The 22,352-nt window shown below is 36.3% G+C and carries 20 protein-coding genes, 1 pseudogene and 1 other annotated feature; of the genes and pseudogenes, 4 read left to right on the top strand and 17 right to left on the bottom strand.

The window, feature by feature from the left end:
• Nucleotides 1-4: 4 nt before the first annotated feature.
• Nucleotides 5-1,663 (bottom strand): peptide ABC transporter substrate-binding protein, encoded by a 1,659-nt coding sequence (locus tag PYW32_RS11295; RefSeq protein ID WP_016174184.1) that lies wholly within the window; start codon nt 1,661-1,663, stop codon nt 5-7.
• A 56-nt stretch (nt 1,664-1,719) separates the two neighbouring features.
• Nucleotides 1,720-1,955 (bottom strand) — a binding site (T-box leader).
• Between the two features lie 157 nt (nt 1,956-2,112).
• Here PYW32_RS11295 and PYW32_RS11300 point away from each other — a divergent pair.
• The 4 genes from PYW32_RS11300 (at nt 2,113) to PYW32_RS11315 (ending at nt 5,060) form a co-directional block, all read left to right on the top strand.
• Nucleotides 2,113-2,979, top strand: a complete 867-nt coding sequence (locus PYW32_RS11300) for a helix-turn-helix domain-containing protein (protein WP_016174183.1) — start codon at nt 2,113-2,115, stop codon at nt 2,977-2,979.
• Between the two features lie 117 nt (nt 2,980-3,096).
• Entirely contained in the window at nt 3,097-4,200 is a 1,104-nt protein-coding gene (locus PYW32_RS11305; RefSeq protein WP_016174182.1) for an ABC transporter ATP-binding protein, read from the top strand.
• Between the two features lie 186 nt (nt 4,201-4,386).
• Complete coding sequence (locus tag PYW32_RS11310) at nt 4,387-4,767, top strand: YccF domain-containing protein (protein WP_016174181.1); 381 nt, start codon at nt 4,387-4,389, stop codon at nt 4,765-4,767.
• The gene (locus tag PYW32_RS11315; protein WP_016174180.1) at nt 4,767-5,060 is read left to right on the top strand and encodes a bacteriocin immunity protein; all 294 of its coding nucleotides are present in this window, start codon (nt 4,767-4,769) and stop codon (nt 5,058-5,060) included. Before PYW32_RS11310 ends, PYW32_RS11315 begins: the two co-directional genes overlap by 1 nt.
• A 40-nt stretch (nt 5,061-5,100) precedes the next feature.
• Here the strand turns inward: PYW32_RS11315 and PYW32_RS11320 are convergent, their stop codons facing one another.
• The 16 genes and pseudogenes from PYW32_RS11320 to PYW32_RS11395 all read right to left on the bottom strand — a co-directional run bounded on the left by PYW32_RS11320 (nt 5,101) and on the right by PYW32_RS11395 (nt 22,263).
• Nucleotides 5,101-6,540, bottom strand: a complete 1,440-nt coding sequence (locus tag PYW32_RS11320; RefSeq protein WP_016174179.1) for a glycoside hydrolase family 1 protein — start codon at nt 6,538-6,540, stop codon at nt 5,101-5,103.
• A 165-nt stretch (nt 6,541-6,705) separates the two neighbouring features.
• Nucleotides 6,706-8,778: a DNA topoisomerase III gene (locus PYW32_RS11325; RefSeq protein ID WP_016174178.1), complete on the bottom strand. Its 2,073-nt coding sequence runs from the start codon at nt 8,776-8,778 to the stop codon at nt 6,706-6,708.
• On the bottom strand, nt 8,726-9,088 hold the full coding sequence (locus PYW32_RS11330) for a DUF1033 family protein (RefSeq protein WP_016174177.1): 363 nt from the start codon (nt 9,086-9,088) through the stop codon (nt 8,726-8,728). Before PYW32_RS11330 ends, PYW32_RS11325 begins: the two co-directional genes overlap by 53 nt.
• A gap of 447 nt (nt 9,089-9,535) precedes the next feature.
• Nucleotides 9,536-10,348: a hypothetical protein gene (locus PYW32_RS11335; RefSeq protein ID WP_016174176.1), complete on the bottom strand. Its 813-nt coding sequence runs from the start codon at nt 10,346-10,348 to the stop codon at nt 9,536-9,538.
• Complete coding sequence (locus tag PYW32_RS11340; RefSeq protein WP_016174175.1) at nt 10,345-10,656, bottom strand: PadR family transcriptional regulator; 312 nt, start codon at nt 10,654-10,656, stop codon at nt 10,345-10,347. Before PYW32_RS11340 ends, PYW32_RS11335 begins: the two co-directional genes overlap by 4 nt.
• 290 nt (nt 10,657-10,946) lie before the next feature.
• Nucleotides 10,947-12,603 (bottom strand): annotated as a pseudogene (locus PYW32_RS11345) (ABC transporter ATP-binding protein).
• 16 nt (nt 12,604-12,619) lie between these two features.
• Entirely contained in the window at nt 12,620-13,345 is a 726-nt protein-coding gene (locus PYW32_RS11350) for a MarR family winged helix-turn-helix transcriptional regulator (RefSeq protein ID WP_016174172.1), read from the bottom strand.
• 139 nt (nt 13,346-13,484) lie between these two features.
• The gene (gene mnmA / locus PYW32_RS11355) at nt 13,485-14,606 is read right to left on the bottom strand and encodes a tRNA 2-thiouridine(34) synthase MnmA (RefSeq protein WP_016174171.1); all 1,122 of its coding nucleotides are present in this window, start codon (nt 14,604-14,606) and stop codon (nt 13,485-13,487) included.
• A 647-nt stretch (nt 14,607-15,253) separates the two neighbouring features.
• The gene (locus tag PYW32_RS11360; RefSeq protein ID WP_016174170.1) at nt 15,254-16,153 is read right to left on the bottom strand and encodes a ketose-bisphosphate aldolase; all 900 of its coding nucleotides are present in this window, start codon (nt 16,151-16,153) and stop codon (nt 15,254-15,256) included.
• A gap of 20 nt (nt 16,154-16,173) precedes the next feature.
• Nucleotides 16,174-17,028, bottom strand: a complete 855-nt coding sequence (locus PYW32_RS11365; RefSeq protein ID WP_016174169.1) for a class II fructose-bisphosphate aldolase — start codon at nt 17,026-17,028, stop codon at nt 16,174-16,176.
• Between the two features lie 10 nt (nt 17,029-17,038).
• Nucleotides 17,039-18,118, bottom strand: a complete 1,080-nt coding sequence (locus PYW32_RS11370; RefSeq protein WP_016174168.1) for a PTS fructose transporter subunit IIC — start codon at nt 18,116-18,118, stop codon at nt 17,039-17,041.
• A 13-nt stretch (nt 18,119-18,131) separates the two neighbouring features.
• Nucleotides 18,132-18,437: a PTS fructose transporter subunit IIB gene (locus tag PYW32_RS11375; protein ID WP_016174167.1), complete on the bottom strand. Its 306-nt coding sequence runs from the start codon at nt 18,435-18,437 to the stop codon at nt 18,132-18,134.
• Nucleotides 18,438-18,482: 45 nt separating this feature from the next.
• Entirely contained in the window at nt 18,483-18,965 is a 483-nt protein-coding gene (locus PYW32_RS11380) for a PTS sugar transporter subunit IIA (protein ID WP_016174166.1), read from the bottom strand.
• Nucleotides 18,928-20,427, bottom strand: a complete 1,500-nt coding sequence (locus tag PYW32_RS11385) for a BglG family transcription antiterminator (RefSeq protein ID WP_016174165.1) — start codon at nt 20,425-20,427, stop codon at nt 18,928-18,930. The genes PYW32_RS11380 and PYW32_RS11385 overlap by 38 nt, the downstream gene beginning before the upstream one ends.
• A 295-nt stretch (nt 20,428-20,722) precedes the next feature.
• Nucleotides 20,723-21,064, bottom strand: a complete 342-nt coding sequence (locus tag PYW32_RS11390) for a DUF1831 domain-containing protein (RefSeq protein ID WP_016174164.1) — start codon at nt 21,062-21,064, stop codon at nt 20,723-20,725.
• Between the two features lie 56 nt (nt 21,065-21,120).
• Entirely contained in the window at nt 21,121-22,263 is a 1,143-nt protein-coding gene (locus PYW32_RS11395) for a cysteine desulfurase family protein (RefSeq protein WP_016174163.1), read from the bottom strand.
• Nucleotides 22,264-22,352: the final 89 nt, after the last annotated feature.

Here is a 22,352-nt window from a genome sequence, read left to right on the forward strand (position 1 = left end):
TTTTTTATTCTGCTACATAAGCTTCACGTAAATAGAAATAATCACCATACGAATGGTAAACAATATCTTTTACGTTTGGATTAACTAAATAATTAGCGGCACTTTGGTAAATTGGTACTTGCGCAGCATCGTCTTCTAAAAGAATTTTTTCAGCCGCTTTGTAGTCTTCAAATGTTTTATTTTCATCGTTTGCATCGACCGTAATAGCTTTTTCTACTAATTTAGAATACTCACTATTGTCATATTCGCCATAGTTATAAGAAGAACCTGTACGATATAAGTTAAAATAAGAATTCATATCGTTGCTTCCAGCCGTCCAACCAGATAGCGACAATTCATACTTTTTATCGGCACGTGCTTGGTTCACATTATTTGCTGGTTGTGGGGTAATATCAATTTTCAAACCTGGTAAATTCGTTTCTAATTGATTTTGAATGTATTCAGAAACTTTTTTGCCATTATCCGAATCATCTACTAGTAAAGTCAATTCAATCGAATCACCTAGTTCCGCAGTTGCTTGTTCCCATTCTTTTTTGGCTGCTTCTAAATCAAAGACATTGTATTCGCCGCTGTATGCACGGAAATCTTCGCCTGTTTCAGCATTTGCATATAGTTGTGCTGGAATTAAACCATTTAAAGTAGCTGAACCATCACTTAACACATTATTCACTAAACTTTCTTTATCAATCGCTAAGGCAACGGCTTTACGGAAATGTACATTACCCAATGCTTCCGTAGCTTTTTTATTGAAATCTAAGAAACGATTGGCTACTTCTTGTAGCGAAACTAACGCTTCGTCATCTTTAAATTGTTGTACATATTGTCCAGTAATTTTCGTGAAATCCAATTCACCTGATTGGAACAAGTTAATTCCTGTATTGTCTTCTTTAATCGTTGAGCCTTCAACTGTTGCTAATTTCACTTTATCTGCATCATAGTATTCTGGGTTTGGTTTTAATGTCCAAGTATCTGAAGCTGGCGTCCAATCTTCTAAGACAAATGGGCCAGAATAAATCATATTTTCGCTTGATGTTGCATAAGCAGAGTCTTTTTCTGTGACATATGCTTCATTTTGTGGTGCTAACCAACCAATCGAAACTACCGATAAGAAAGAAGGTTGTGGATTCAATAAAGTCACTTCAAATGTTTTTTCATCCAAAGCTTTCAAACCAATGGTATCCACATCGGCTTTTCCTTCACGAATATCTAAGCTATTCACAACATTATCTAACCAATACGCATTAGGTCCCATTGTTTCTGGATTCACCAAACGTTTCCAAGAAAACAAGAAATCCTCGGCAGTAATTGCTGTTCCATCACTCCACTTGATACCATCACGTAAATGGAATGTATATATTTTACCATCTTCACTAATATCAACGGATTCTGCTAATCCTGGGACAGTTTGACTGTCCTCATCCAAACGATACAAGCCTTCAAAAATATGTTGGACTACTGTAAATGTCACTTTATCTGTCGTTTGTGTCGTGTCTAATGTCGATAATTGGGCAGGTAAACTGACCGCAATTTTTTGTTCTCCCCCACTTGATGCTTTCCCTCCAGAACTATCTGTGCCATCTGTCGCTGACTTTCCTGTACTACACCCTGCCAAAACAATGGCAATTGCACCTAATGCAATTGTTGATTTTAACCATTTCTTCATTTCTTTTCCTCCTTTTCATCAATAAAAAAAGCCCTTTTACCAGTTAAAAAAACCAGTAAAAGGGCGAATATATCGCGGTACCACCTTTGTTTAGAAGCTTGCACTTCTCTTTGTCCAACATCATCTATCATGAGATTGGCGTTCAAATATAACGGATGAACTTTTCCGAAACTGCTTACTTATCAACAGTTTTTCTCAGAGACCATTTTTCTACTTATTAAATTAGTTCTTTGCACCATCCAGAACCTCTCTTAAAATTTGCGAAGTGTACTTTTCTCTTCATTGAATTTTATTATTAAATTTTAGTAAAGTTTAGCTTAACTGATTCTCATTGTCAATGCTTTGTTTTAGGAAAATAAAATTGGCGGAAGACGTAACTTACTATACAATACTAAGTAAGGACACACGTTTAACGTGTAAGATTTTTGATAGATAAGGTGGTTTTTTTCGTGACATTACAAGAGTTACAACAAATTTATCCGTTAGCCCAACTTCACACATTTCCTACAGAAGATGAACATTACTTGTCGCTTTATTTGGAAGGACAATTTTTATGGATTCCGCAAACTGAACTAACAACAACTGAGAAAAAAGTCTTAAAAATGCTAACGAATGCGCAAGATACTACGCTTCCTACCCATCATCCGTGGTATGCCACACTTTTCCAAAAAGAAAGTGCGCCATTAGCTACAGGAAAATTTCGGGTCATTCAAGTGGAATTTAATAATCCAGAACAAGTTGATATGCATTCCTGGGACGAAGAAATCAAACGGATTTTCCCACAGCTTGTCGACCATTTTTTTATCAATGGTACCAAAAGTTTTTTAGTGGAAATGTACAGTGACGATGCCTTGCCAACCGAAGAACTTGAAGGCATCTTTTTAGCTTTAGACGGTGATTTTAATACCTACACCCGTGTCTTTGTGGGCGCTTTTTATCCAGCAGTCAGTGATTTTACAACATTGCTTCAAGAGGAACAACAATTATTTCTGTCAACAATCAAACAAAACTTACAAATCAAATGCTGCGATCTGCGGAAAGTAGCGATTCATTATTTTGCCACTCATCTCGTAGAAGAAAGTGCCATGATGCGACAATTAGCCAAAAATTGGTTTGAAGATGATCTGTATGATCTGATTTTTGCATTATGGAAAAATCAAGGCAATGTCAGCTCTGCAGCGAAAGATTTATTTATGCACCGTAATACCCTTCAATATAAAATTGATAAATTTCAAAAACAAACATTGACGAACCTCAAAGAAATGGATTCTCTTTTCTTATGCTATTTATTACTCACAACATTTATCAAAAATTAAACGCTTTTACAATGTGCACAAAAATCCCAAAGTTTTTTTGTGCACGTTTACATTGCGCAAATAAACCGTTTTCATTATAGTGAATATATAAATTAAAGCGAAAGAAGGAATTCATTCATGGTAGAAATGGCCTTAACACACGTATATAAAAAATATGACAATGCAGAAAAATATTCTGTTACAGACTTTAACTTAGATATTAAAGATCGCGAATTTATCGTTTTCGTTGGACCTTCTGGTTGTGGTAAATCAACAACTTTACGTATGATTGCTGGTTTAGAAGATATTTCAGAAGGAGAATTGTCAATCGGCGGTAAAGTAATGAATGATGTTGCACCAAAAGATCGTGACATCGCAATGGTATTCCAAAACTATGCCCTATATCCACATATGACAGTTTACGATAACATGGCATTTGGTTTGAAATTACGTAAATATGACAAAGCAGACATTAAAACACGTGTTGAAAATGCTGCTGAAATTTTAGGTTTAACCGAATACTTAGATCGTAAACCAGCTGCTTTATCTGGTGGACAACGTCAACGTGTGGCCTTAGGTCGTGCTATCGTTCGTGATGCCAAAGTATTCTTGATGGATGAGCCTTTATCTAACTTAGATGCGAAACTACGTGTGGCAATGCGTGCTGAAATTGCGAAATTACACCAACGCTTAGAAACAACAACCATCTACGTTACCCATGACCAAACAGAAGCGATGACTATGGCAGACCGTATCGTTATCATGAAAGACGGATTTATCCAACAAATCGGTTCACCAAAAGAAGTTTACAATTCACCAAAAAATATCTTTGTAGCTGGATTTATCGGATCACCAGCAATGAACTTCTTCAATGTCACGTTAAACAACGGCGTTATCTCTGATGGATTTGGTTTAGAATTACGTATTCCAGAAGGACGTAACAAAGTCTTAGTTAACCAAGGTTATGAAGGAAAACAATTAGTCTTTGGTATTCGTCCAGAAGATATCAACAGTGAACAAGTAGCAATTGATGCTGCACCAGAATCAACTGTACGCTCTGAAGTAGTCGTATCTGAATTACTTGGTGCTGAAACAATGCTTTATACAAAAATTGGTGAAACAGAGTTTATCTCTAAAGTCGATGCGCGCGACTTCCACCGTCCAGGCGAAACAATTGATTTAGCCTTTAACTTAAACAAAGCGCACTTCTTCGATAAAGACTCTGAAGATGTAATCAAGTAGTAGTTTCCTGTGAGTATGATGGATTTGCCCCCATGATACTTATGGATAACTTATATAGTGTTTTCCTTATTTGTATCCCCCAGAAAAAGCATCGGTTAAAGCCGGTGCTTTTTCATTTTCAGTCTTTAGTCCCTGTTCATCTTTAGTCAGCGTGATACAATAAAAGAAAAAGAAGCAGGTGATAACATGAAACTTTTAGGAAATCTTATTTGGTTCATCTTTGGCGGGTTCATTGGCGGACTCGGATGGATATTAGCAGGATTATTGTGGTGTATCACCATTGTGGGTATTCCAATTGGGGTTCAATGTTTTAAACTGGCTAGTCTAAGCTTCTGGCCTTTTGGCAAAGATGTCGTTTACAGCAACAATAGTGTCTCATTAATTGTCAATATCATTTGGTTAATTGTGAGTGGTTTACCATTAGCACTAACCCACATCACTAGCGGCATCATTTTGTATGTAACAATCATTGGGATTCCGTTTGGTAAACAATCATTTAAGCTAGCAAAATTAGCATTAATGCCTTTTGGTGCTAGAGTTGTAGACGAAGGGAGTTGGCGTTATTAATGACAGCACAAACCATCGTTCACGCACTGTATAATGATTTAGCACAAGACTCACGAACTGATGTGGAAGCAATCAAGGAAGTTTTGTTGAAAGTCTATCCAAAATTAGCAAAAAAAGACGACCCGCGTTTAGTGAGTCGCTTAACAAATTTCATTTATTTTACAGCATTCAACGAAAAATTAACCTTTAGTCCTTCCCAACAAGAATTCATTGCGCAATTAAACGTCATCAGCCAAAAAGCTGGTATCAATAATCCTTATCGTACTGCAATTGGTAGTAAGGAACAATTCTAAAAAACACGATACTTTCTACAAACGAAAGTATCGTGTTTTTTTATTCAGTAATGGTAGCCCCGTTGGTACGAATTACTTCTTGATACCAGTAATAGCTATCTTTTTTATAACGATCCAATGAACCGCCTTCTTCATCTCTATCGACATAAACAAAACCGTAACGTTTTTGGTACCCATTTAACCAGCTTAACAAATCAGTAAATGACCAGGTACAATACGCCCAAACTTCGCTACCTTCTTCGACTGCTTTCATCAATTCATAAATATGCGCATTTAAATAAGCAATACGATAATCATCATGAATTTCATTTTCACCGGTTTTCTCGTCAAAAGCGCCTAAACCATTTTCAGAAATAACAATTGGTAAATCGTAACGACTAGTAATCTCTTTACAAGCAAAACGTAAACCAGATGGATCAATCGTCCAATCCCAATCCGTTGTTGCTAAATAAGGATTTGGTGGATTCTTGTAGACTCCTGGTTCACCTGTGATTTGACCGGAACCTTTTTTACCTGTTGTATTCATTTCAGCAAATTGTGTCACACCATCCAATGGATTGTATTCAACAACTGATGTTTGATAGTAATTCACACCCATAAAGTCAATCAAACGTGCTGCTTCTTTCAGTATGCTTGCATCTTCAGTAGTCACTACTGGTGCTACCCCTTTTTTCTCTAAATATGTGTATGCACTTCTTGGATAACGACCATAAGCGTAAACATCCATCCACCAATAATTTTTCAAATTATCAAAATCCATTTTTGCCATCGCATTTATTGGTTTACAATCTAACGCATAACTTGGGCTATAAGCAAAACTCGCGCCAATTTTGCCTTCAGGCATGATTTCTTTAAATGCCAATACAGTTTTAGCATGTGCTAAAAAGACATGGTGATTCACTTGATAATATAATTTTTCTTCGTTAAATTTGCCAGGTGGGTGCATCCCATTCATCCAACCAAAATTCGTAAAGATGTTTTGTTCATTGATAGTAATCCAATAGTTAACTTTTCCTTTGAATGCATTGAAAACATACGTCGCATAATGAACGAAATCATCCACTACTTGTGGGCTTTCCCAACCACCATATTCTGCTTCTAAAGCTTGTGGTAAATCCCAATGATACAACGTCACCATTGGCTCTACATTATGTTTCAAACATTCATCAATCAAGTCCTCATAAAATTTTAACCCAGCTTGATTGACTTCGCCTTTACCTTCTGGGAAAATACGTGGCCATGAAATAGAAAAACGGTATGTTTTCAACCCCATTTCCGCCATCAAAGCAACATCTTCTTTGAAACGATGGTAATGGTCAACCGCTAATTCACCTGTGGTCTCTTTGTACGTTTTTCCAGGAATTTTAACGAATTCATCCCAGTTAGATAACCCTTTCCCATCCTCATTATAAGCGCCTTCAATTTGATACGCCGCAGACGCACTTCCCCATAAAAAATTCTTGGGCATTGTTTTTTCCATAGTTTCCCTCCTCAAAATAATCTTCTCTTTATTTTCGCGCACTATGGTCAAAAAGTCTAGGGAATATCCTAGATTTCTCATGCGTCATTCATTTTTTGAAAGCGGATTATTCCAAAACAAAAAAAATACCTTCACATCTTTTAAAAGATATGAAGGTAACAAGAATTAATTTTTTTCCATCGCTGCTTTTAATGCGGCAGCTAACGGACTTTCTTGAGGTTCTTCTTGCGAATATTTTTTCATTAAACGACGTTCTTCATGCTTGGTCATTTTTTTCTTTTGTTCTTTTTTCGTTGGAATTTTTTCAGTCGTTCCATCGAATTTACAACGGAAGTATGCCCCATTTTTCCCATCGATAATCTCCATTTTTTTATGGCATTGTGGGCAACGATGGTTTGATAATTTCGGATCTTTACGGCGACGATACGTACATTCATTACTTGAACATACATAAATCTTCCCATCACGTGTATTTTTTTCGCGTAAAAGTTCACCGCATTCAGGACATTTCTTTTGTGTCAAAGAAAAATCTTGGTATTTTTGTTCACTTTGTTTAATTTCTTTGACCAGTTGTTTCGTATCATTTTCAATTTGTTGTAAGAATGCACCACTTGAAAATTGTCCTTGCGCAATGGCTTCCAGTTGTTTTTCCCATTTTTCAGTTAATTCAGGGGAAACAAGTGAGGGATTCACTAGTTCTAACAATTGTTTTCCTTTAGGCGAGACTTGCAGACCACTTGGCGTACGCTCCATCAATTCTGACTTAATCAGTTTTTCAATAATTTCGGCACGTGTCGCTGGTGTTCCTAAACTAAATTTCTCCATTTTTCCTAATAAAGTACCTTCATTCAAAGGTTTAGGTGGTGAAGTTAATTCTTTCTTGATTGCAAAATTCGGTGCCACACTCATTCCTTCTTGCCAATCAACCGTTGACGCTTTTGTTTCTTCGGTTGTTTTCCAACCAGCTTCGATAATTTTGTTTTGTGTAAATACAAACTGATGATCCTCAAAGGCAACTGTCGCTTTTTGTTGAACTTTTTTATGTGGAGATGCAAACAACATTAAGAAACGAGTGACAATCATATTGTAAATACGTTGTTCATCGCTAGTTAATTTTGCATAGTTTGGTTTTTGTTCTGTTGGTAGCAACGCATGATGATCAGATACTTTGGCATCATTAAACACCGCTTTTTGTTGGACAACTGCGCCATTTTTCAAATACGTTTTGACTTCTGGTGCAAAATCGGAAACAGCTTGTAGCCGCTCTTTCATCGTTGCTTTCATATCATTCGTTAAGTATTTACTATCTGTTCGTGGATAAGTGACTACTTTATGCGCTTCATACAGACTTTGAACTAATGACAACGTCTTTTTGGCAGAAAATCCATAACGTTGGTTTGCTTCACGCTGAATTTCAGTCAAATCGTAGGGTAACGGCGCCGTTTCTGTTTTTGTTTTTTCCACCACGCTAATGACTCGACCATTTTTTTGACTCATATGATTCACAAGTTGTTGTGCATCTTGTTGTTCTTTAAGTGCATGTGGATTTTTTTGCACCAAGAAAGCGTGTTCTTCACCCACTGCTAGTTCAATAACATAATACGTTTGTGGACGGAAAGTCTCAATTTGACGCTCTTGTTGGCGCACTAAAGCAAGCGTTGGCGTTTGGACACGACCAGCACTTAAATTATCTTGATATTTCACCGTTAACGCTCGTGTAACATTCAAACCTACTAACCAGTCAGCTTTCGCACGGGCAATCGCTGATTGATACAAATTGTCGTATTGCTTCGCTGGTTTTAATTGTGCAAACCCTGTTTTAATTGCTTTATCTGTTTGCGAAGAAATCCAAAGACGTTTGACAGGCTTATCAAAACGTACCCACTCTAAAATCCAACGAGCGACAAGTTCTCCTTCACGTCCCGCATCCGTAGCGATAACTGCTTCTGACACATCTTTTCGCTGTGCTAATTGTTTAATAGCCTTCAATTGATGGCCTGTTTTTGGTAAAGGTTTAATCCCTAAATTTTTCGGAATCATAGGCAAAGTCTCCATTTGCCAGCTTTGCCATTCCTTATTAATATCTTCAGGCATTTTTAGTCCTAATAAATGACCTAGGGCCCAAGTGACAATCACTTTAGGTCCTTCATAATAGTTCTTATGTTTTTGATTCGCGCCTAAAACCTTACTTAGATCTTTGGCAACGCTTGGTTTTTCCGCTAGAATTAGTTGCTTCATAAAATTCCCTTTCACTTTCAATTGTTAATGGCTGATAATCTTTTAGAAGAGCTAATCCTTTATACTGTTGCAAATCTTCATCACATTCTTCGCACCAACGCTCATCACCGTCATTCCAAAAAGCGCTCAAATAATTTGGTTTCGCATGAATATAACTATATTCTTCATAAACTAAATTCCACTTTTTTCGATAGAAAGACTGGGCTTCTTCTAGTGTCGAAAAAGTCACTTCTTCTTGAATATCTGCTTGCCACTCTTCAAAAAACCACCAGGGTTCGTTATCGCCATACATGGTTATTACTTGATACATGGACTCCGCCCCTTACCTTCGTTTGTTACCGTAATATTAGTCAGTTTAACTGGAAGTTTCAAGCACCACGCTTGTGAAAGTCAGTGCTTATAAGGTACGAAATCTATAATAATGAATAATTATATTCACAGCAACTAGTATAACATAATTTAAAATGTGATGAGATTAAGCTGAATGGGCTGCTTTATCAAAAATCTTTATAGAATAATCCCTATTATTTATTTCACAAAAAAGAAAACAATTGCTACGATAGCTTTCTTTTGTGTTTTTTATCCCATTTAACAATTACAATCATATAAAATAAAACTTACCTAGGTAATGATAGGCAATTCCCCAACCTTTACTTAGGTAAGTTTGTAAAAACATGAGATTAACAAGTATTCATGCAAGGTAAATACTTAGGAATACACAATAACCACTCGTTTCTATCACTTTCTTTTGTTCTTTTCATTTTTTGTATTTTCTGACTAAAAATAGCGCTAAATATTGAATGACAATAACACCTAGTAAGATAAAACTCATTGTGATTTTCCCACTTGCTCGTGTTAACCATTCTTGGATAAAAGAGATTCGAACGAAAATCCCTACTAAAGCAAGAGAGCTAATAATTGGAAAGAATGGTAACCAGTTGTTGAAATCTTCATCTAAAAACATCCAATACCCTAATACAACAATGGTCAGTAAAATAATAGCAATCCCTAAATTACCAGTTAATTGAATCATTAGTTTTGTGTGAATTGCACGTGAGATACTGACACCTCCTAAAACACCAATAACAAAAATAATTCCGACAAGTACCTTGCTCATTTTTTCTTTCAATTGATAAATAGTTTTTCCTAAAAACCAACTGGTGACTAAAGCAAAGAGTACAGCATAAATCCCCATAATAATTAATCTTCCTAAATCTAATGCTTCATCAGCAAAAATAATTTGAGAAAGAATGGAGAAACTCGCATATACACCAAAAGCAAATAAAATCATTTTAATAAAGTCCAGATAATAAACAGGTAATTGCGCAAGCATTTCATCAGCAGTTTCTTGTGGTTGTTTGCCAAAATACTCTTCTGCACTTATCCCTTGATTTTGCCCATCCATCATGTCTTGCAAAATTTCTAATAATAATTCTTCTACTTTTCGTTCATCTTTCAAAAAAGAATGCATACGCATATAAATTAATAATTGTCCATAATACTTTTCATTGATTGGCTCAAGTTGAGCTTGTAAATTCCGATTCATGCGAATCAGTTCTTTTGTTTTCATTCTGCTTCCTCCTCTAATAAATGTGACATACCATTTTTTAACACATACCATTCTCGGATAAAATTTTCACGCTCTTTGTTTCCTAATTCCGTTAGAGTATAATATTTACGTTTGGGACCTTCTGGTGACGGCACTGATTTACCTTGAATCAACCCTTTTTTCTCTAAATTTAATAGCAGTGGATAGATTGTCCCTTTAGGTATATCTGCAAAGCCAATCTTCGAAAGTTCTACTCCTAATGTATATCCATATAATGATTCTTTTGATAGTAATACTAAAATACTCCCTGACAAAATACCTTTTAGCATTTGAGAAGATATCTTTGATTCCAATTCTCATTCACCTACCTTGTATTACAAACTAGTATACAGGAAAACTTACTATATTGCAAAACAAATTAGTAAAAAAGAGATTGTGACATAAGTAAAAACAAGTCAAAAATACCCGAACAAAATAGAATGGCTGCCATCAAATCTAGGTAGAATGGTGATAAGGAGCAATCTTCTATTGTTCGGGTATTTTACTGCTAACCGACTTACGTCACAGTTTCTTTTTTATTTAATTTTTTCAGCAACCTCAAATTTTCTGTGGTGTTTTTTCACGTTAATACTTGTTCTTGAACATATTCACGATAAAGTGCGTGATCTTGTAATAATTCTTGGTGTGTTCCTTGCCCAGTTACTTGGCCATTTTCAATGAAATAAATGTGATTGGCGCCTACAATGGTTGATAAGCGATGGGCAATCACCAAGGTTGTCCGTCCGTTCATGAGTTTGTCCAACGCTCGTTGAACTTTTTCTTCAGATTGTGAATCCAGACTCGCAGTTGCTTCATCCAACATCAAAATTTTAGGGTCTAGTAAGAATGCACGAGCAATCGCAATTCGTTGCTTTTGTCCGCCAGACAATTTCACACCACGTTCTCCAATTTCTGTGTCTAAGCCTTCAGGAAAATCACGAACAAAGTGCGCAGCATAGGCTAATTCTAAGCCATGCCATAATTCCTCATCGCTTAAGTTTTTTTCTAAGCCATAAACTAAATTGTCACGAATAGAACCAGCAAACACTGCACTATCTTGTGAAACATAGCCAATTTGACGACGCCAATCGGCAATTTTAATCGCTTCTAAATCTTGTTTTCCAATTGAAATTTTCCCAGAAGTTGGTTGATAAAACCGTTCTAAAATCGCAAATACCATTGACTTTCCACCTCCACTAGGGCCCGCAAAAGCAATAACTGTATTTGGATCAGCTTGAAAGGAAATATCTTTTAACACAGGATGATCTTCTTCATAAGCAAAGGTCACATTTTCGGCAATAATTGCTTGACCTTCGACATCAAAATTTTGTCCTTCATCTGTTTTTTCAATTGTCGTTTGGAAAATCGTATCAATACGCTCTGTTGCTCCCATAGCTTTTTGAACTTGAGAAAAAAAGGTCGCAAATGTTGCAATCGGCGTAATGATGTTAAACAAATACAATAAGAAGGCCACTAATGAGCCACTTGTTAGGGTTCCTGCTTGCACACGAATAGCACCATAACCTAAAATTCCCACAAACATCCCCAACATAGCAGTCATCATAATTGGTTGTAATACGGCTTCAACACGGGCATCTTTCACACTAATTTTGAAAATATCTTGAATAAACGAATTGCCTCGTTCTTCTTCAACCTGTTCCCCATTGCTTGCTTTGATTAACCGGATTTCGCCAACCTTTTCAGTTACTTCTCCACTAAATTTAGCCGTAGCAGCTTGTAACTGACGACCAAGTTTCATCATAATTCGCCCAATTGGTAATAAAATTAATGCGACAATTGGAATAATTAAAAACATAATCGACGCCATTTTCCAATCCATGATGAACAAAATAATCAATGAACCCACCAATTGAATCGCTCCAGTGATGAAATTAGGAAATTGGGAAGCGACTAAATCCTTCACTACCCCTGTATCGTTTACTAGACGTGAAGCTGTCTCTCCTGATTTATTACGGTCATAATAATCAACAGGCAAATAAAGCAAGTTGAGAAACAAATGCTAACACTAAAATAGTTAATAAGTTACTATCAATTTTTGCTAATTGACTCGTATCAATTAGCCCTTTCGTTAACTGTGGAACTAGCAAACTAGCACCACTAGTTAAAATACTTAAAAACAAACCGAAGATAAAAACGAATTTTTTCGGATTGACGCTGTTAATTAAGCGCATAAAATCTTTTAATTTATAAGTTGTCGCTGCATTTTCTTTTTCCATATTTTTCTCCCTGTGATTAGAAATCCGTCCAATCGCTTTCTGAATTGTGTTCTTGCTTTGGTGGGCATGGACGCTCAAATGGGCGATCATTAAAACCACCACGATGCATTCCTCGTTGTTCTCGCATTATTTGTTCAAATTGACGTTTCCACATACGATTATCCATTCCAGCTTGACGCAATTGACGTTTGAAATCACGATGTACACGGTGTTGGTCTTGACGTGATAAGGCCTGCCAATCTACGCCCATCATCGTTTGACGCAACTGTTGAAATTTAGCTAAACGTTCCATTGGATCATTCGTTCTTGTTTGATAGTTGTCAAAGTCTTCCGGCCAACCATCCACAATTTTATCCAAATAGCGACTAAATTGTTGCTGTTCTTCTTCTGTTAATCCCGCAAAGAATTGTGCACTTAAATCTTCACGCACATCCGATGTTTGAATCACGCGTTTGCGACCTTCTTCTGTAAGATAGACGCGTTTAATCCGCTTGTCATTTTCATCTTCCACGCGAGTAACTGCACCAGCTTTTTCTAATTTTTTTATTAACTCAGCTAACGAACTTGGACGTATATCAAGTAATTCAGCCAAATTGCCTTGTGTCATTCCATCTTCTTTTCCTAAAAGATTAATCACTTGCTGTTGTCCATCAAATCGTTGATTGTTTTGTAAGAATAATGCTCGCGCAACACCACTAACGGCTTCAATTTGTTTGAGTAATTGCATTGTAAAGTGACTCATATCCTTCACTCCTTAATATTATTTAGGTACCTAACGTTTTGCACACACTCAGTATAGTTCGGTACCTAACTTTTTGTCAACAATTTTTATTTTCTACACAAAAAAAGTATTTGAGACGATCATCTCAAATACTTTTTTGTTATACGTATTGTAATACTTTTTCGGCTTGGTACGCATGGTCGATTAAACCACCGCCCAAACATTCCATCCCATCGTAGAAAACAACCGCTTGACCTGGGGTAATTGCACGAACAGGTTCGTCAAAAATAACTTCGGCACGATTATCGTCTAACAAACGAACCGTTACGCTAGTATCTTGTTGACGGTAACGGAATTTCGCTGTACAGCGGAATTCTTTTGGCTTTTCTTCATTTGTTGTAAAGTGGATTTCACTCGCATCTAAACGATCTGCATATAACGCGTCATGATGGAAACCTTGTCCAACATATAATGTATTCGTTGCTAGTTCTTTTCCAACCACAAACCATGGTTCTGAAGATTTGCCCCCACCGCCAATACCTAGACCTTGGCGTTGACCAATCGTATAATACATCAAACCATCATGTTGCCCTTTTACTTCACCATCTAAAGTCACCATATTTCCTTTTTGAGCAGGTAAATAGTTACTTAAAAATTGTTTAAAATTCTTTTCACCGATAAAACAAACGCCTGTCGAATCTTTTTTCTTCGCAGTTGCTAAACCAGCGCGTTCTGCAATTGCTCGAACTTCTGATTTTTCCATGTGTCCTAGGGGAAACATTGTTTTTGACAATTGTTCTTGTGATAATTGGCTTAAGAAATAAGTTTGATCTTTGTTGTTATCAACACCACGAAGCATATGAGCAACACCATTTTCATCACGTTCTACTTGAGCGTAGTGTCCAGTTGCTACATAATCTGCACCTAAATCCATCGCATAGTCTAAAAAGGCTTTGAATTTAATTTCTTTATTACACATCACATCTGGATTTGGTGTACGTCCTGCACGATATTCCGCTAAGAAATATTCAAATACACGATCCCAATATTCTTTTTCAAAATTTACAGAGTAATAAGGAATACCAATTTGTGCCGCTACTTTTGCGACATCTTTATAATCCTCAGTTGCTGTACACACACCATTTTCATCTGTATCATCCCAATTTTTCATGAAGATACCAATGACATCATACCCTTGTTCTTTCAACAAAAGTGCTGTTACTGACGAGTCCACCCCGCCACTCATTCCAACGACAACACGAATTTTGCTATTGTCTGTCATGAATTTCACCATCATTTCAATATAGATTCTGAAACATCCACGATTTGAAGGTCGCTACTTTTTCAGTAGTTGCTATTATACAGTAGTTTGGCAAGAATTTCACGCTTGTTGTTCTCACTGCTTCTTTCCTTAACAAACGAAGAATTAGATTGATTTCATTTAACTAGAATTTCATTTACAATAAAGTGAACACAATGATTTTTTATGGAGGTATCTTATGATAACAAGCAAAACAATCAACTGATGACTGGACAATATCTACAATGAGAAATATTTTCAAAAAAGACGCAGACCAACAATTAATTGATTTTGTCAAACGCCATTCCAATTTGAATGCTGAGGAAAAAAAGATAATTTTTGATGCTACTCATAGGCTGGAAAATCCCAAAGTATCTCAAGAATAGGAGCTACTAAACGTTATTCATGCACTCCGAGAATCATCCCTAAAAAGTCGTTTATCCAACGATGTAATTTTATTAAAAAAATTACATCGTGGACAATGGCTTGCAGGACTACTGAATGTTACGACTTTCTTTGGAAAATAAATGATTACTAGCGTATATAGAACGCTAAATTTTAAAAGTATGTAATCAAAAAAGCAATCCTATATCGACCAGGATTGCTTTTTGATTCTATCACTATAATTTTTAATTGAACTCGTGTCTAAATGGTCGTTCATTACTTTCTCGGTACAAACTGGCTTTGTCAATTGACTGAAATAATCCCATTTTTTGTTTGACAACTTCTTTAGCAGCATCAATACATTCTGGGAAAATAGCGTTCGGATCCCATAATTCCGTACTTGCTAGAATTTCACGACATTTTTTGTAAAACGCATATTTATAATCTGAAGAAATATTCACTTTTTGAATACCAATTTGGACAGCTCGGGCTATTTCTTCGTCTGGATTCGCTGAACCACCATGTAAAACTAATGGAATATCCACTCGCTCTTTAATTTGTTCCAATACGTCCATTTTTAGCTCTGGTTTAACATCTTTTGGATAGATTCCATGTGCTGTACCAATCGCTACGGCTAATGTATCAATCCCTGTTTTTGCAACAAATTCTTCGGCATCTTCTGGTTTTGTATAGATAACTTCTGAAACCCCACCTTCGATTGTGGTTCCAGTATTACCAATTGTTCCTAACTCTCCCTCAACAGAAACACCAATTTTTTTACACACATCAACCACTTCTTTTGTTACCGCAATATTTTCTGCAAAGGGTAAGAGAGAACCATCAATCATCACAGAAGTGAACCCACAATGAATCGCACGCATAATACTAGCTAAGCTATCCCCATGATCCATATGAATCACAAAAGGCACACTACTATTTTTTGCTCGAGACACAGCATATTGGAAAAACTCATCCTTAACAAAATCCAATTCCGTTGGATGGATTGCAATAATTGCTGGAGAATCATTTTCTTCGGCTGCTTCAACGACCACTCGTAAGAAATTGCTATCTGCCACATTAAATGCGCCAACAGCAAATTTATTTTCTTTTGCAACTTCTAACATTTGATTCATATTTATTAACATACTATTCTCTCCGATCTTTTTTATAAAGCTTTATTTTTAGAACCCGCTATCTCAATATATTTTTTTACTACTTCTTTGCCTGCTGCCATCGTTGCATGTATTAGCTCTGGATAACCTATCATTGCATCTTTTGCTAATTGTTTTTGTATTTCTAAAGATTGCGCCTTCATAAAGTCAGAACCTACATTAATTTTATTGATTCCTAATGCAACTGATTGACGAATATTTTCTTCCCCTGCACCAGATCCCCCATGCAAAACAAGTGGTAATTGTGTCACTTGTTTGATTTTTTCCACAATATCAAAACGAAACTCTGGTACGTAGCCTTCGGGATAATCGCCATGTGTTGAACCATAAGATAGCGCCAAACAATCGACTCCTGTAGCTTGTATAAATTGAATAGCATCATCTGGATTCGTATACATTTCTGTATTGGTCCATTGATTCCCATCAACGACACCTAAATCGCCTACTTCAGCTTCAACACTGGCATTAAATTGTTGCGCAAACTGAACAATCTCTTTGGTTATACGAATATTTTCTTCTAATGGATACATAGAAGCATCCATCATGACGCTTGAGAAACCTTCTTGAAGACATTGCTTCACAAATGCCACATCTTGTCCATGATCTAAATTAATAGCAACTTCCACTTTAGCATTATTTGCCATGCGAATAATGGGTTGTGTGAGATAACGATAGTCTAAATGCATTTTTAGATGATCTTGCAATAAATCTACAATAATCGGCGCGTGCATTTCTTCAGCTGCATCAATAACTGCTTTGGCTGTTTCTAAATTAAAACAGTTGATTGCCAATACAGCATATTTTTCTCGATTGGCTTTAGCTAGCATCTCTCTCATTGAAACATACATAATAAACCTCCTAGGAAATTTTGATTGATGAAAAGTCAACTGCTTCTTCCTCTACATCTTCTATGACTTCGACAGGTTCTTTTTTCAGGACAAAAAGTAAAATACCCGTAATTGCCGATCCTATTAATAAAGCCAGCGTAAATTTTAAAGGATCTGTCATAGCAGGAATAATGAATACCCCACCCGAAGGAACGGGTGATCCTACACCCCAACTCATACTTAATCCACCGCCAATCGCTGCACCAATTGTACAAGAAGCAATCACCCGCAACGGATCCACGGCAGCAATAGGAATAACTCCTTCTGTGATCATTGCTAATCCCATCGGAAAGGCAATTTTGATATTATTTTCTTCTCCTTGTGAGAATTTCGGTTTCTTGAAAAGTTTCGATAACACCCAAGCAAATGTCACCCCAAATGGTGGAACCATTGATGCTAAGATTTTTACTGCTTCAGGTTCTTGAATTCCTTCCAACAACATACCGTCAGCAAATAATGATGCCACTTTATTGACTGGTCCACCAAAGTCAAAGGCCGCCATTCCTCCAACAATTGAACCGAATAAGAATTTCCCTGATCCTTGCAGATTTGTTAAAAATTCCGTCAAAGCATTGGTCGCCCACACAATTGGTACACCTATTACAAAATACATCGCCAAACCAACAACGATAGTCGATGTCACTGGTACAATCATCATTGGCATCAAGCCTTGTGCCCATTTTGGTACTTTAAGGTTTTTCACTAAAAACAATACGAAGAAACCGACAATGTAACCACCTAGCATACCGCCCAAGAAACCTGCGCCAATAGAATTGGCAATTAATCCCATAAATAAACCGGGGCCAATTCCTGGTCTATCTGCAATCGAATAAGCAATTGCAGCCGAAATAACTGGAGCCAATAACCCCATTCCCAATACGCCTAAAGAAACAAGCGCATCTGATACAGAATAATTAGTAGAATAATCACTAATTACTTGTCCACCCGTTAAATTACCAATAGCAATCAATAAACCTGCTGTAACGACAACGGGCAACATATAAGAAATAGCTGTTAACGCATGTTTTTTTATTTCTAATTTACGCAACATAACTCTGTCTCCTTTATAATTGTTCTTCTATTTTATTGATTAATCCTTTAGGTGCTTTAATAACCAAACTAGTCGGAACTTCCACTACTTTTTTTCCTTTGAAACGTTCTTTACCACCAACCTTGATGTCTGCAGCAATAATGACAATATCTGCCGCTTCAATATCTGCTTGCGTTAACTCATCTTCTGTTCCAATTGTTCCTTGCGTTTCAATATGAATTTCATGACCGAGTGCTTGTGCGGCTTTGATTAATTTTTCTTTTGCAATATACGTATGAGCAATTCCCGACGTACACGCTGCAATGCCAACAATTTTCATTTTATTTCCTCCTCTTATCGTTCACTATTATCCAATTGTTGCTGTCTATTCTGGTTCTTTAGATAGTAATTCAATCATTTTTTCTTTCGTTGTCGCGTGATGCAATTCCTCAATAAACGTTTCATCTGCAAGCAACATGGCCACTTTTTGTAATAATTTAATGTGTAACGTATTTGCTTCGACATTACGTACCGCAAACAAAATAATAATGCTCACGGGTTCATCATCTAAAGATTCCCACGGAACTGGTTGTGCTGTCTTACCAACTACAAGTGATGTCTTGGTTACACAATCGGACTTGCCATGAGGGATTGCAATCCCCTGTCCTAATCCAGTCATTCCCTCCTTTTCACGATTAAATACATCTTCCAAAAAACCTGCTACATCTGTAATTAAATTATGTTGATACAAAAGTGCTGTTAATTCTTTAATAGCGTCTTCTTTCGTTGTTGCTTGTAACTCTAAATTCACCAAATCTTCTGTAATGACATTAGCTATGCTGAAATTTTCTGTTAAATGTTGATCCATTCCCAATTCCTCCTAAAAGTTTCTTTGTTCGTGCTTCATCTTGTTTTGTAAAAACAGAATTGACTAAAATGGTGGGTATCGCAGTTGGAGATGTAAGATGAATCGTTGTAAGGATTAGGTCAATATTTTCATATCGTTCTAAATTCTTACTGAATTTTTTAGAAGAAAGGACATCGACAATTTCTATATCTGGAAAAGCTTTCCTAACCTTTACCTTTAACAATTCTGACGTCCCGATACCACTGCTACACATAATCAATATGCGCTTTTTTCGTTTTTGTATTTCTTTATAACGAACGAAATATAAAACTAAAAAGCCAATTTCATCCTCACTAATCGTTGATAAATGAAACTTTTGTTCTGCTTTTCTAGACACTTGTGAAACAAATTGAAACATGTTTTGATATTCTAACTGAATATCTTTTAACAGTTCATTTTTGATAACGATTTCATTTTTTAAGCGATACAATAATGGGGTAATATGACTAATTAAATCTTCTTGATATTCGTCAATATTAATTTCGGCTCCGATTAGTTTTCTCATTTCTTCCATAAAAAACAAAGTCAATTCAACGGCATCTTCTTCATTCATCACAATATTGTCTTGATTTTCTAAACGTGAAGAAATCAAATATTGAAATAAGAAAAAAGATTCAATTTCTGCTAATTTACAACCAAGATAACCACTCATCCGCTGAACTACTTCAGTGGATACATCATAAATCGGTTGATATTTAGTGATTAATTTTTCTTCATCTCGATCCAGAGTGCTATCTATTTTTTTCGAAATCGTTCCTTCACGACTTCGTTTCAATAAAATATAAAGATGTGAAAAAATATTGATATTATAAGGATAACTAATTGTGGTTCGTAACCTTTTTTCGATAAATTCTAGTAATGAAGTGATATAATCAATATCATAAGCGTTTACATTTTTAGCATCTGCCAAAAATGTTTCATTGATAAGATTCTCTTGCCCAATTAAATAATTGACGGTCTTTCGGATATCTTTTTCTGTTCCTACAATCGATAAACGTTGCTTCTGTTTCTTTAGTTCTAACTGATACTTTCTCAAGAAAAATGTCATTTTTTTAATGTCTTGTATACGAACCGTTTCGGTCACGAAATAAGGTTCAAATAATTCACTGATTTTTACTGAATACGGGGATTTAAAAAGTAACGTTAACATAATACTATTGCGTCGATTTAATGCTTCATCCATTCGTTCTAAATTTCCTTTTCGACTTTCCTTCAAGTACTTTTCATAGTCTAAACGAAAACCCCTCCCGACTTCAGAAACGATAATATCTCCACTAGAAGACTCATCATTAATTCTTTTAATCGTTCTGTAAATTGTTTTAGTAGAGACATGAGCAAAACTGGCGAGCTCTTGTGCTGTTAGAGTCATGTCATTTTTTATCAATAGTTCTAACAAATGATTTTCTCTCTGGCTAAGCTGCATATCATCAACTCCTTGTATATACTATATCGCTTTTTTGTAAGCGCAATCTTTTTTGTATGTCCATATTAATGGACATTTCGATTTTCTCGATATAAACACACATACTAAAAAATCTACTTCTTATGCAAGCAGATTTTCAGATAAACCTATCAGACTGTAACAATAACAAAATATCCGAACAGTCGAAAGCTGGAGCTGCGTGCTAACAGGTTCGTCCATAGTGCTAATTCATTTGAATTAACGCCATTCAATCTCTCGTGTTCGGATATTTTTTGTTTTCATTTATAACAAAAACTTATACTTTTTCAAATAATCCACGGCTGATAAAACCGTCCATTAAGAAATAAAATTTTTCTTGTAACAAATCATTGGTTGAATCTTTGAAAATATTCACAGCTTTTAAACCATTCGCTGTCGTCACGGACATTTTGATTTTTTTGATGTCTTTATCGACAGTGATTTTTAGTTTAAAACCTTCTTTACTTTGTGGTGTCGCTTCTAGTGGACGGATCAATTGGAAGTTGCCGCCTTTTGTTTCGGTAAAGCCATTGTCGCGTAATGTATAACGTTTAGCGGTTGGTGCTAAACGATACTTCACTGCTGCACCTAACACTGTATCGATTTCTTGGAATGCCATTTTTTCACCTCATCTTGTTCATTTATTCTCATTATAAAGGGTTCGAATACGTTTGACTAGTCTCTTTTCAACCGTTGCACAGTTGCGATTAATACCGATACAAAAGCCGCAATTTCTGCTTGAGTATTGCCATAACCAAAACTAATACGAATGGATTCTCGAATTGCTGGGGAAGCTTTGCCATACATCGCCTCTAACACATGAGAAGGTTCCACATTGCCAGCCGTACATGCCGAACCGGTTGAGACAGCAAAACCATTTAAATCTAAATGCATTAACAATAAATCACTTGGAACTCCTTGAAAACGTAGATTCAAAATATGTGCTAATTTTTGGTTTTCATCACCATTCAAATGAAAAGCTATCCCAGCGTTGGTTAATTGTTCTAGGACATATGTTGAAAATTCGGCATATGTTTGTTGTTTTTCAGCTTGTATCTCTGGTGTCAATGCTGTAATTGCTTGCGCCATTCCACAAATAGCTGCTAAATTTTCAGTCCCTGCACGACGTTTTTCTTCTTGTTCTCCGCCGTGAAGGTAAGGTTTTAATTGCACGTCATCACTTTTATACAAGAAACCAATACCTTTAGGACCATTAATTTTATGACCTGAAACCGTCAATAAATCAATATGCCATTCTTTTGGAGATAATGGCACTTTTCCATACGCTTGCACTGCGTCCGTATGAAACCAAGCAGGATGTTCAATAAGTAATTCGCCAATTTCTTGTATAGGTAGTACGTTCCCTGTTTCATTATTTGCAAACATTATCGACACTAAAATGGTATCCGGACGCAAAGCTGCTTCCACATCGGCGCTTTGGATTTGTCCATTGTCATCCACAGGTAAATAAGTAATATCAAAACCTAATGTTTCTAAGTATGCTGCTGTGCGTAAAATCGCTGGATGTTCAATAGCTGTCGTAATAATGTGTTTACCTTCAGCTTGACGACCAAGCGCCGTGCTAATTAATACAGTATTATCGCCTTCTGTGCCCCCACTATTAAAAATAATTTCATGAGCGGTCACACCTAAACTATCCGCAATCACTTGACGTGCATTTTCTAAATATTCGTGTGCACGTCGCCCATATTGGTGAATACTTGAAGGATTGCCTACAACTTCCAACATCACTTCACTCATTTTTTCTACAACATCGGGCCGTACAGGTGTTGTTGCCGCATGATCTAAATATGTCATTTTTCCACCTTCTCTTTTAATAACGTTATTATAACAAACTTGTGAAAAATACCAATCAAAGAAGCACTATGCGGCTACTTCTTTGATTG

This window comes from Enterococcus saccharolyticus subsp. saccharolyticus (genome assembly GCF_029023825.1).
Lineage (GTDB): Bacteria > Bacillota > Bacilli > Lactobacillales > Enterococcaceae > Enterococcus_F > Enterococcus_F saccharolyticus.